This is a genomic window from Parabacteroides sp. AM17-47, from assembly GCF_003434625.1.
Lineage (GTDB): Bacteria > Bacteroidota > Bacteroidia > Bacteroidales > Tannerellaceae > Parabacteroides > Parabacteroides distasonis.
The window spans coordinates 54,631-66,940 of sequence record NZ_QTLI01000022.1 but is presented as its reverse complement, the minus strand read 5'-3'; the positions used below and the strand labels follow the sequence as shown (position 1 = coordinate 66,940).

At 42.0% G+C, this 12,310-nt stretch carries 12 protein-coding genes; 6 read left to right on the top strand and 6 right to left on the bottom strand.

The genetic code is table 11. The annotated features are described in order from the left end of the window. Nucleotides 1-38: 38 nt before the first annotated feature. Nucleotides 39-1,049 carry an aspartate-semialdehyde dehydrogenase gene (locus DW205_RS17330; RefSeq protein WP_005859941.1) on the bottom strand — a complete coding sequence of 337 codons (1,011 nt, stop codon included), beginning with the start codon at nt 1,047-1,049 and terminating at the stop codon, nt 39-41. 154 nt (nt 1,050-1,203) lie between these two features. Between DW205_RS17330 and DW205_RS17325 the strand changes: the two genes are divergently transcribed. Further along, nucleotides 1,204-3,576 (top strand): lamin tail domain-containing protein, encoded by a 2,373-nt coding sequence (locus DW205_RS17325; RefSeq protein ID WP_005863371.1) that lies wholly within the window; start codon nt 1,204-1,206, stop codon nt 3,574-3,576. A 33-nt stretch (nt 3,577-3,609) separates the two neighbouring features. After that, nucleotides 3,610-3,762 carry a hypothetical protein gene (locus DW205_RS22345; protein ID WP_008778811.1) on the top strand — a complete coding sequence of 51 codons (153 nt, stop codon included), beginning with the start codon at nt 3,610-3,612 and terminating at the stop codon, nt 3,760-3,762. A gap of 111 nt (nt 3,763-3,873) precedes the next feature. Here the strand turns inward: DW205_RS22345 and DW205_RS17320 are convergent, their stop codons facing one another. Continuing rightward, nucleotides 3,874-5,007, bottom strand: a complete 1,134-nt coding sequence (locus tag DW205_RS17320; protein WP_005863369.1) for a clostripain-related cysteine peptidase — start codon at nt 5,005-5,007, stop codon at nt 3,874-3,876. Nucleotides 5,008-5,159: 152 nt separating this feature from the next. On the opposite strand from DW205_RS17320, the gene DW205_RS17315 reads away from it, so the two are divergent. Both DW205_RS17315 and DW205_RS17310 read left to right on the top strand, forming a co-directional pair. Next, on the top strand, nt 5,160-5,720 hold the full coding sequence (locus tag DW205_RS17315; protein ID WP_005863367.1) for a DUF3575 domain-containing protein: 561 nt from the start codon (nt 5,160-5,162) through the stop codon (nt 5,718-5,720). 12 nt (nt 5,721-5,732) lie between these two features. Then, the gene (locus DW205_RS17310; protein WP_005863365.1) at nt 5,733-6,239 is read left to right on the top strand and encodes a DUF3868 domain-containing protein; all 507 of its coding nucleotides are present in this window, start codon (nt 5,733-5,735) and stop codon (nt 6,237-6,239) included. A gap of 137 nt (nt 6,240-6,376) precedes the next feature. Here DW205_RS17310 and DW205_RS17305 read toward each other — a convergent pair whose 3' ends face one another. Next, nucleotides 6,377-6,925 carry a hypothetical protein gene (locus tag DW205_RS17305; RefSeq protein ID WP_005863363.1) on the bottom strand — a complete coding sequence of 183 codons (549 nt, stop codon included), beginning with the start codon at nt 6,923-6,925 and terminating at the stop codon, nt 6,377-6,379. Further along, nucleotides 6,925-7,920, bottom strand: coding sequence for an AAA family ATPase (locus DW205_RS17300; protein WP_005863361.1), 996 nt, complete (start codon nt 7,918-7,920; stop codon nt 6,925-6,927). The genes DW205_RS17305 and DW205_RS17300 overlap by 1 nt, the downstream gene beginning before the upstream one ends. Nucleotides 7,921-8,229: 309 nt before the next feature. Here DW205_RS17300 and DW205_RS17295 point away from each other — a divergent pair, with 309 nt between their 5' ends. Then, nucleotides 8,230-8,919, top strand: coding sequence for a type 1 glutamine amidotransferase domain-containing protein (locus DW205_RS17295; protein ID WP_005863359.1), 690 nt, complete (start codon nt 8,230-8,232; stop codon nt 8,917-8,919). Between the two features lie 55 nt (nt 8,920-8,974). Next, nucleotides 8,975-9,703 carry a nitroreductase family protein gene (locus tag DW205_RS17290; protein ID WP_005863357.1) on the top strand — a complete coding sequence of 243 codons (729 nt, stop codon included), beginning with the start codon at nt 8,975-8,977 and terminating at the stop codon, nt 9,701-9,703. A gap of 94 nt (nt 9,704-9,797) precedes the next feature. Here DW205_RS17290 and DW205_RS17285 read toward each other — a convergent pair whose 3' ends face one another. Then, entirely contained in the window at nt 9,798-10,208 is a 411-nt protein-coding gene (locus tag DW205_RS17285; RefSeq protein WP_005863355.1) for a hypothetical protein, read from the bottom strand. Between the two features lie 1,038 nt (nt 10,209-11,246). After that, on the bottom strand, nt 11,247-12,302 hold the full coding sequence (locus DW205_RS17280) for a fimbrillin family protein (RefSeq protein WP_005863353.1): 1,056 nt from the start codon (nt 12,300-12,302) through the stop codon (nt 11,247-11,249). Nucleotides 12,303-12,310 lie beyond the last annotated feature (8 nt).

The following is a 12,310-nucleotide window of genomic DNA, read 5'->3' as shown; positions in this document are numbered from 1 at the left end:
TCCCGCTTCCACGTATATAGAATTTACAAAGTTGTCTGTTATTTGATATTACCCACCTTTAGCAAGTACTCGGCGATTTGTACGGCGTTCAAAGCGGCGCCTTTCTTGATCTGGTCGCTCACGGTCCAGAATGTCAAACCATTCGGGTTGCTGATATCCTTACGGATACGGCCTACGTAAACCGGATCGTGATCCGCTACGAACAACGGCATCGGATAATCCTTGTTTGCCGGTTCATCCTGCAATACCACACCCTCAGCCTCGGCGAAAGCCTTGCGAGCCTCTTCCACGCTGATCGGACGCTCTGTCTCTACCCAAGTAGATTCGCTATGCGCGCGCATAACCGGTACGCGAACACAAGTAGCGCTCACCTCGATATCCGAGTGCATGATCTTACGGGTCTCGTTATACATCTTCATCTCCTCTTTCGTATAGCCATTTTCCGTGAATACGTCTACGTGAGGGATTACGTTATATGCCAATTGATAAGCGAATTTCTCCACTGTAGGCTCCTCGCCCTTTAATAATTGCTCATATTGTTTTACCAACTCAGCCATAGCGGTAGCGCCTGCTCCACTGGCAGCTTGATAAGTAGATACGTGAACACGCTTGATATGAGATAAGTTCTCGATCGCCTTCAACGCTACAACCATCTGGATTGTGGTACAATTCGGGTTAGCGATCACACCACGAGGACGATTCAAGGCATCCTCCGGGTTTACTTCCGGTACGACCAATGGAACATCCTCGTCCATACGGAACGCACTGGAGTTATCGATCATCACCGTACCATGTTTCGTGATCGTCTTCTCAAATTCCTTGGAAGTACCACCTCCGGCTGAAACAAAAGCAACATCGATTCCCTTAAAGTCGTCGTTATGCTTCAGTTCCTTAACGGTATACTGTTTACCACGGAAGGTATAAACACGTCCGGCACTACGAGATGAGCCAAAAAGTACCAGCTCATCCATCGGGAAGTTTCTCTGGTCGAGTACACGCAGGAACTCCTGTCCTACGGCTCCACTTACACCAACAATTGCTACTTTCATTTTGAGCACTGATTTAATTTGAATAATGTAAAATAGTTATAACTTTGCTGTCTGTAAAGGGCTTTCATATTTTTGCCTTTTGCGCCCTATTATTTACAGTTGTAACTTATTAGGGTGCAAAGATAGAGAAATTTATAACTAAAACGATATAGCTATGAAACAATTATTATTAATTCTTGCGTTTTTACTTCCGCTTTGCGCTTATCCCCAGTTAAAAGAACCGTTTAATGGACCGGAGATTACATCGGATAACCCTTGGACGGGTGATTTAGATTGCTTTGTGATTGAGAACGGATGGCTGGTCTCACGTGCGGATCCTACCCGGAAAAGTGTTTCCATAGAAACTCCTCTCGTTTATTCCGCTACAATGGAATGGGAATTTGAGATTCGGATGGATTTCAAACCAAGCGATCAAAACCATATCCGGCTACATGTTTATTTAGATGATCAGAGGATGCTTGGACTTGAAACTGATTACTATGTCCAAATCGGCAGTAATAAGAAAACGATAACTTTTCGGAAACATACCGCAACGGAGAAGAATCCAAAGATCTTAATAGAGAAAGCGCTCGATGTCTTGTTGGGAGCCGTGGATTTGAAAGTGAAACTTACTTTAGAAAATCATAAGATATGGAACTTATATGTGCTAGAGAAGGGTAGGTTTGTCTTGATAGGGAGTTGTGAGTCTGAAGTTTCTTCTTCATGTAAAGGGGGACAACTACGTTTTGAATGCCGCTATTCTAAAACTCGAGTAAATGATTTTGCGTGTAACTACATCATTATATCCGATAATATCTCGATCGAACCAGAGAAGCCGGATACTCCCGAAGAGCCAGAAGAACCCAATGAACCCGATGAGCCGTTGGTTCTTCCGCGGCTTCTTGCTATCCAACCGATCACCGAGTCTGTTTTCCAATTACAATATAATCTTCCGGTGGATATCCGTGAGGCGATATTCTCTATATCGGGTATCGGTAATGCCTCTCGTATGACCTATGCGGATGATATGCGGATCCATGTGAATGTCAGCTTTGATAAGGAGTTGAAGGTTGGTATGGGTTATGATTTGTTGTGCTCGGGGTTAATGGATCTTGAGGGAAATAAGATTCCGGAGAGTTCTACCGAGATTCGGTTAGAATATGAAGAAGAGCCCGACGCTCCGGAGGAACCAGAAGTGCCGGATACTCCTTCTTTCCCCGCCGGTAGTATCCGTATTAATGAGGTGATGGCTGATCCGAAAGGACAAAAGGCTTTTCCGGAAACGGAGTATGTGGAACTTTATAATACGACGGATAAGGCTATAGAGTTAAATGGTTGGTCATTCTTATATGGTAGTAAGCCAACGGTATTGACAGCTTTGCTTTTGGAAGCGGATGGATATATCGTGCTTTATCGGTCTGGTAGGGATATACATATTGACGATTCGGGACAAGATATGCCCTTGGATAAATTCCCGGCGTCTTTGGCGAACACGGGGAAGGAGCTTGCTTTATTCGATCCTTCCGGTAAGGAGATCGACCGGATTGCCTATGAGAAAGCGAAAGCCGGAATCGCTTGGGAACGTTCTGAAATCGGTTTTTATTTATCAACGGATGAGCGAGGAGGCACGCCGGGTTCCGCAAACTCTTCTCCTGACGATGAACCAGAAGATCCGGATCGTCCGGACACTCCCCATAAACCGGGTATCCCCACGGACATTATAGTCTTACCCAATGAGATCGTTTTTAATGAGTTGTTGCCGAATCCTTATCCGGAAGGGAGTGAGTATATCGAGCTTTATAATCGTTCGGACCGGACATTGTCTTTGGCTGGACTGTCTGTTGCTACCCGCAAATCCGATGGTACATTGAGTACGCATTATCCTTTATCTTCTATAGTCTCTCTGGTAGAACCACAAGATTATGTGTTGCTGACTAAAAGTATGGGAGGAGTGAGCGATTTTTATCTGATATCTTCGCCGGATGCTTTGCATGAATTAAAACTTCCGGTCTTGGCAAATACCTCCGCTACGCTAGTCCTGTTTCGTACAGAAGATGAGGTTATGATCGATGAGATTCGTTATTCCTCTAAATGGCATGCCCCATCCGTGAAAAATGAGAAGGGGATTGCCTTGGAGCGGATTAATCCTGATAGCGATACGCAGGATGAGATGAATTGGACTTCGGCTTCGGCCACGGCGGGATACGGTACGCCCGGCTATCGGAATTCCCAATATGGAAAGCAAGATGAAGGCGAGGTCACGGGCATAGAGTCTCCCGTTTATTCTGAGGCAACGAAGGAATATACGATCTCCTACCATCTTGATGAATCCGGCTATACCTGTCGAGCCTGGATATTTGATATCTCCGGAAGGCATATCAGTGAGGTGGTAAATCATGACTTATTAGGGATAGAAGGTGAATTGGCTTGGAACGGCCTTGCGGTGAATGGTTCCAAGGTGAGAACCGGCGTTTATATTTTCTATGCGGAACTTGTTCATCCTCAAGGACAGGTAAAACGATATAAGGAAGTGTTTTTAGTGAAATAAGTTCATTTGTGAAATAATATTAGTATTTTTGCTATGAGTAACTATAACGGTAACATTGAAAAAAGAAAAGCGGCTCAGGATTTAATGAAGAACAGAAGAGAAAATACTTCAAAGTATTTCTTCGATTTGTCAAAATTAACTTTTGCCGCTCTTGTATTGGGAGTAGGAAGCGCATTATTAAAATAGAGAAATATGTTATTAGCAGTATTCTTTACGGTTATTTCTATAATGGCGGCAGGCTTCTTGATATTCCTGTATACCCCTCGTGGTAAACGCTGGCTAAGAGATGAGTTTTAATCATTGATATACATCTTTATACCACTCAAGATCCTTGTACCACTCATTTAGTTTGGGCAAGGCTTCTTGGGGGACGTAGATAGATAAGCCGCTATATTTATTGACCGGCAGATAGCTTCCATACGGATACGGATAAGCGTAAACCGCCTTGGGTGTAGTAGCCTTGTAAATAACCGCCTTTTCCATGCTCCGCTTGAATGCGTTATATTGCTCTTCCGTGGCCAGACGGCTCACGTAATCATCAAAATCATATAAGGCATGATAATTCGGCGTCAAATACTCCATGATCTGCAATTCGCTAACGGGTACGGCGAAAAGATCTCTTTCCGTCTTATCATGGAATAGGGTACGGCAAGTAGCAGCCAATTCATCCAACTCATCGCTTTTCATGACCGAGATCGTTCCTGCCTCACTTTGATAATACGTATAAAACTTTGTCGCTATCCCCACCACATCAGCTTCTTTCTTGAACATATCCCCCATTATCGATTGATAAGGGAAGCCGTTCGCCAATATCTCCGTTGGCGAGCCGATAATATAATCCGCACATCCCCGGAAAGCGTAAGCTACCTCGGCACACGACATATAACAAGCGTCGAACAAAATAAAATCAAAATGATACTTCGATAAAGCGGAGGCCAGATCATTGATCTCCATGAAATTATTTTTCCCGTCTTGCCCGAAGGAACGCAAATAACTATAGATATCAGAAGGCAGCCATCCTGTTCCGTGACTCCACAGCACCAACCCGTAACTATCCGCCGGATATTCCTTTTGTACCTTGTCGATTATTTGCGTCAGCGTCTCGGTAGAGGCCGAGTTCTGGTTCGAGTCGTAGGTCTCGAGCACGATCTGCCGGATGGTATCCGCTTCCAGCTTTAATTGAAAAAGCTGGGGAGCCTCGTTCTGCTTATCCGTATAGATCAACAAATTGCCGTTGTTCAATCCATCTCGCTCAATCCCTTCCTTTATCGCCCTCAGGTTTTGGCTCACGTATCCACTCAAGCTATTATCCCCCGCGAAATAGATAAGAACCGTACGAGGGGCGGTAGTAGGGATAACGACCTCCTCTTTATCGCAAGCGACAAACGAAAGGAGTGACAGGAAAAAAATCACGATATATTTAGCCTTCATGAGTCATATTCTGGATTTATTTTACAAAGATAACGTTTTTCATCCGTAAATCATGGATATTATATAAGTTAACGTACAAATGAACTGATAAATAATATTTATATTTGTACGGTTTTGCCTCTTAAATAAACAAACCTAATGAACCGGGAGATATGAATAAACTATATTTACTGTTAGTATTTCTTTTGTCAACCTTTATGGATATTCAAGGACAGGTCGTGGCCGTGAAGACCAATGTGCTTTATGACGCGATCACTACGCCGAACGTAGGGGCGGAGGTCGCGTTCAACAAGCATTGGTCGGTTGAGGCATCGGGGTATTATAACGGTTGGACATTCTCGAGCGATAAGTCCTTTAAGCATTGGATGATACAACCAGAGGCGCGCTACTGGATACACGAGCGTTTCAACGGACATTTCTTCGGGGTTCATGCCCAGTATATGGATTACGATTTCGCCGGTTTGAAGCTCCTGTATGGGATGGAGAAAAAGAATAGTTATAACGGTAACGCTTATGGCGGCGGTATCTCTTATGGTTATCAGTTATACGTGTCGCCCCGTTGGAACGTGGAGTTCACGGCGGGTTTCGGATACTTGCATTTCGAATATGATAAGTACGCTTTTCCTAGAGGAGATGCGCCTATCGGCAAGTTCCGCAACGAGTATTGGGGATTAACAAAGGCGGGTATCAGTATCGTTTACATCATCAAATAAAGAGATAAATCTATGAAGACATTCATTTATATATGCTTGCTTGTGATCGGCCTTGTTCTTCCGGCAGGAGCGCAGGTGCCTATACAATCTTACCGGGGGCAAGTCTCCGTGAAGCAAAACCGCATCGAGCGGGAGGGCAACTCCTTGCGTCTAGACCTAACGATCAGTGTCTGCGGACTCTCCGTGGGACGATATCAAACCCTGTCCTTGATGCCGATGTTGCGTAGCGACAGAGATTCCGTAGTCATGGCCCCGGTAGTACTAAACGGGGCAAACAAGCAAAAAATGTACGACCGTACCTTAGTTTTCGAAGACAAGAAAGCCGCCGATGGCGACGCTTATACGGTAATCAAGAACACCCCGGAACTGATCCGAGAAATCCCCTATGAACTATCCATTCCATACCACCCATGGATGAAGAACGCCGCTCTGATCTTGGTTGGGGAGTTGGATAATTATGAAGGTGCGCCATTACGAACATTCGTAAACGTATTGACAGAACATTTGGACATTCCGTAAAATAGTTTTTAACGCATTCCGTTATCCTGTAAGTACTGTCGAATAAGCGTAGGCGTTAGACTTGGGTATGGGCTTGCGCCTGCAATGTGTTCTGTATCTTTCGCTATGTTTCAGTCCACAATATCCCAAGAAGCTTGCTACAGTTTTGATGTTTGCCCATCAATAAGAGCTTTCATTTCTGCGCTCTTAGAACTATATTGCTTTCCTTTCAAATATTTAATGGCATTCCTTAGGATTGTTATTTCTTCTGCGCTCTTAATTTCGTGAAATAACTTTTTGAAGTTCGTATCCTCTTTGCTCGATACTTGCTTTGTCTGCGCTGTAAAAGATCTCAATTCATCTGAAAGATCGAATTGTTTCATCTCAACTTTCTCTTCCTTAGCGCATTTTAGGATAAAGCGGTCTACGGCAGGATCGATCATTATTAAGAAATGAGCCTTGTCCGGGTGTTTGTAAAAATATAGGGAGTCCGTATGTCCTATTTCCTCAAATTCGTTGACGTAACTGACCTGTCGTTTGTCTTTATCCACTATTCCAACCGCGAATTTATCCGATAACTTTTCTTTCATCACTTTTACGACGTTGTTACAGCCTTTCTGATGATTATATCCTTTAGCGGTGGGAACCAACGTCTCGATTAGGTTTGTATCGACGTAGCATTCCGGAATTATGTAGAGTTCTGCCATTATCTTAAGAAGGTTTCGGTGTTGAAAAATAGGTCGATGCCATATTCGTACATTTCTTGTATTTCTGTGTCACTGGCTCTTTTCACGAAAGTTTCCCCATTCCTGAAGTCAACTAGGTAAATGGCAAGTTCGTCACTCGGTAATTCCAGAAAGTCGTTAACCACATAAGGACTGTGTGTCGTTATAAAAAACTGGTTTCTGTCCGATTGGATAATATCCTGCGTTACCTTTGATATGAAAGGAGGGTATGAGTGGGCTTCCGGTTCTTCAAAAACTAATGCGGACTCACTGTTACTTTCAATAGCCGCTTTGTAGAAAATCATACGCTGCAGGGTATCGGCTATGGAATGAAATGGAATTAAAAATATCTCTCCCGGTTTCTTTTCTTTCATTACTTTAATCTCCTGGCTATTGGTATCGAAGACATATTTCAAGCCATAGTCGTTGAAAATAGTTCTTAATTCTTCTTTCAACTTGGGCATCATGGAAACAATATTCATCAAATTGCTTCCTCCCGGAGGTAATAGGAAAGGGATCGGTAATTTCTCCTTATCGAATGCTGGTGGATAGAGATAGCATTTGAAAGGGTTTGCCGTTGGAATATCTATATTCTTCTTGGCGGGTATCGTCAAGTTGGAAATAGTAAAAGCTACATCTTGTGCGGGATGAGCCGGATTGGTTTGCGAATAAAGAAGTCCCATGTTGTCCATTTTTACTTCTACATTCACCTTGTTCGTTTTCACAGAAATTGGGCTATCTACATGGCCGTCGAAAAATAACTCTGCATCGTTCTCCGTACGGATAAACTGCTGGATGCTTCTTTTCCGGGTATATTTCAAATAGGGCAGACAAAACAAGGACATCGCTTCCAATAGATTACTTTTACCCACATTCGGCTTGCCAATAATCAAGTTGATCCTCCGGCATTGGTCTAAAGTCACATCTTTGAGTGACTTGAAGTTGCTTATATGAATATGATTTATGATCGTCTCCATTTTATGACTTTATGTGATTTAAACAGGATTGACAAAGATAATGATTTTTCTATGACTTTATGTGATTTGAGCTGGCTTACTTTGCCAACGAAGTTAACTTACTTTGCGAATTTTTGAAAAGGTCTCATACGCTTGAAAAACTAGACGGATCAATGTCTTTCAAAAATAGCACATTTTCTCATCCGAGGCGAAAAAAGGATTTGCAGGTTTTCATATTTTCGGATTATGTTAAAGATTCCATATTCTGAAAAACAATCTATCCATGTGTATGTTTTCTTTTAAAGAATATGAATCAATAATTTGATTATCATGAAGATTTTAATAATAGTTACTAGCACAGGGACTTTTGCCAATGGGAAACTCGCGACCGGATTATGGCTTAGTGAGTTTACTCATATCTATCATAGTGCAAAAGAAAGCGGCTATGACATAACGGTAGCCAATCCGAAAGGAGGTTATACTCCCATTGATCCCGAAAGTTTAAAACCAATTTTTTTAGATGAAATGTCCGAAAAGTATTGGGAAAAGCCAGAATTCAAAAAGCTGTTGGATCATGCAAACAGTTTGGATAACCTGTTGGAACAACAGTTTGATTGTGTCTATTTAGCCGGCGGACACGGTGCGATGTATGACTTTCCTGACAATGAAGCTTTAAAGACTATCGTAAGGAAACAGGATGAAAGTGGGAGGATAGTGTCGGCCATCTGCCACGGGGTCAGTGGGTTGTTGAATGTCAAACTATCCAATGGCGAATATATGATTAAAGGCAAAAAGCTGACGGGATTCAGTTGGTTTGAGGAAAGTCTTGCCAGAAGAAAAGAAGACGTGCCTTTTGATCTTGAAGCGTTGTTGAAAGAGAGAGGAGCGGATTATGAAAAAGCATTGATACCTATGACTTCAAAAATAGTTGTAGATAATAATCTGATTACTGGGCAGGACCCGTTCAGTTCTAAAGAAATGGCGAAGGTCGTTATGCGGCAATTAAATAAAGCACAATAATAAATGGCTGAAGTAATCAGCTGGGAATAAATGTTTAATTCAAATCAGTATCATTATGAATTTAGATGAAGTCCTTCATCAACGTCGTTCTGTACGGGTGTATGATAAAGAAAAACCAATAGATACGGAAAAGGTAAAACATTGTTTGGAACTGGCTACATTGGCTCCTAACAGTTCTGATATGCAATTATGGGAATTTTACCATATTACAGAACCTGAATTATTGGCAAAAATTTCAAGGGACTGCCTTGGTCAGAAAGCGGCTTCTACCGCTTCACAAATTGTCATTTTTGTGGTTCGGCGTGACTGGTACAAGAAACATGCGCGATTCGTACTCAATTTTGAACGGGAGAACATTCGTCATTACAGTCCTAAAGAACGTCAGGACAAACGTATTAAGGATCGGGAAATATATTACGGTATATTGATGCCCTTTGTTTATGCCCGGTTCTTCGGTATTCTCGGATTGCTCAGGAAATTGTTGGCTAATATAATCAGTATTTTCCGTCCTATGATGCTTGAAGTTTCCGAGAATGACATACGTGTGACAGCCCATAAATCCTGTGCGCTTGCCGCACAAACGTTTATGATTGCGATGGCAAACGAAGGCTATGACACGTGTCCCTTAGAAGGGCTGGACAGCCGTCGGCTAAAAAGGACATTGAAACTACCTCATGGTGCTGAAATAAACATGGCTATTCCTTGTGGGATACGGGATGGAAATAAAGGCATTTGGGGAGAACGTTGCAGAGTACCTTTTGAAGATGTTTATCGTAAACTTTAAGGCCTCCTTTTTTAAGGCTGGAATTTTCACTCACAAATAAAAAGTACAAATATCAAGTATAAGTGGTAGATGTTGTAGATGTTCGCATGAGCCGTTAATTCCCTATCTCGCAAAAATAAGTGACTTGTATCCATTGGCCATTCTGAAAGTGGATAAGTTGAAGGACGGCCCGATGGCTGTTGATGGTGAGGTTGGCGGTAATCTGCTCCGTGGAGAATGAGTGGTGAGCGTATTTGGCAGTGTGGTTGATGATCTTGTTGGCATACGTCTCTTTTCCTTCCTTTTCCCACGTGAAGATAGCGCGATCGAAATCTAGCGTGAAACGATCATGGAAGGTGTTTCCTTTCCATGTCTGACCCAAGGGCTTGACGCCTTGTGGAGTATCAACGCATTCTGTTATCCGGCAAGTGTTGTCGGATAAATGTAGGTGATAGACTTGGGCATGGGCTTGCGTGGCAAGCAGGAGCCATAGCGACAAGACGGGTAACAGGAGGATCGTCTTCATTTAATGGATAAGGGCAACCTGTCTCCATCGGTTGCCGGGCTAAAAATACAGAAGCGTGGAAACTATTGATATTACCGTATTGAGGCTCTGGACGGCCCTATCCATGTAATAAACAATAGCCCACGCCATGCTGTTATATCGTCCAGAGCGATTACTGGTAAATATAGCACCGACGTGAGCGTTTATTGTCTATTATCCATGGATATGAAATTGTCCAGATTTCAATACGGGATAATATCTTTAAACGCTCTTCGTTAACTTATGTCCTCCTTCAGTGACCTACGCTTAGATATGAGGGATTATCGCAAATATAGGAAGAATAATTGATATCCGTATGCTATGTGGGGAGAAGTTTCCTCGCGGATTGACATTTTGACAAAATGTAAACGGAAGTCCGTGAGAGTCGATTATTTCGGGCGGATGTACGTCTCGCTTCCAAATACGCAAGAAAAAAACAGCAATTGTTTAGTAGACAGACAGATGTTGGAAAATGGCCTTTTATTCTAGCGAAATTAATTCATCGTAACTCATGGTTTGCCGGGTGTTTGGGCGATTCCATAAGGTTACGATAGGGTTATAATAAGGTTATAACGCCTTTCTCATTAGGTTATAACCCTATTCTTAGCTGCTTACGATGCCCAACGTAACCATATGTGTCGCCTAACGCGGCCTTTCGCGTTGGCTTTCGCAACCTATTGTGTGTGAAAAGGGGTACTTTTGAGATGGAAAAGGGCACTAATGGCTATCTCCTTCTCGTTGTTTTGTGGTTCTTGCGGGAAGGGGATGTCACGATATATGGCTTATATTGCTCAAAAAGGTGGGATAATGACCGTATTGCTATCGAAAGGTTTTCTGATATTTATTTTATTGTAAGTAATCCTAGCTAAATATAGAGTGGCGTGTTTTTATGAGAATGGATTTTATGATAGAGAAGAGAGGCGGTGATATGAAGACCGGCTATTAAAAATTAATTAAGGGATTAGGTCTTCTATGTTGAAGAAGCCTAATCCCTTAATCTATGAAAATAAAGATAATATATTACTTGATTTCACCATTACCCCATTCTGCGGATTCTACTCCAACTGTTACATTCTGTAATTCGATCTCAAAAGTATATAAATATTTTTTACTAGGCTTCCATCCGTCTGTAACTACCGGTAAATCGATTTTCTTTACATTATTAACATCACCTGCACTTGTGGTTACAGTGTAACTGATCACAGCTGTTATATCTTTTTCTGCATATGATTGAGGAAGTAAAAACATAGGATCTAGTAAGTCGGTCGCTGCTAGTGCTACGGTATTGTCCAACTCATTTGCTAAGTTCGTTTTTTCGATGGCTACGTTGTGGTAAGTATTATCCAGCACCCATATATTATCTGTGTTATTAGTGTTAAATGTATATGTTCCTGCATTCTTAATTTTGTTGGTTGCAAATGATAACTTAAATCCTGTTACGGTAATCTTTGTTGCTCCAGTGTACTGTGCCTTGAGCTTTGCTTGAAACTTAATTTGAGAAAGAAGGTGATCCATTTTGAATTTAACAGTACCTGCATCTACTGCAACTCCATCTATAGTTGTGCTTGTTTTAGTAAGATCTGTGACCATATCTGCTACTAAATCTATTTGCGTATCAATTTCATCGGAAACAGTCAGTTTAATAGTCGGTGCTCCTGTTTTTGCTTTATCTGATATTGTAGTGATACTAGTTGTTTTAGGGCTGTAGGCAAAGAAAGTTACTTTACCAAGATCTCCATCCTCATTTTGTTCATTTGGCCAATATTGTATAGGAGAATAAGACCATTTACTATCAGTATATGTAACGGCTTGATCGTACATGAAGTTTGGAGCTTTAGCTTTGTCTCCACTTAATGATGCCCATGTATCGACACCTGTATAAGTTGCTATAACATTGAATCCCGTTGTTTGTAGTTTGGTGTCATCCATAATACTGGCCTTCGTCTGTTTCCCCACATAAGTTCCGAAATTAATCGCATTGTCATTCTTTGCTACCAATGTGCCAATCTCATCTTCGCCTGAGCAGCCCGCCAATACTACTAGGCTTAATGCTGCGATAAATAAATTTGTCTTCATAATGTTTA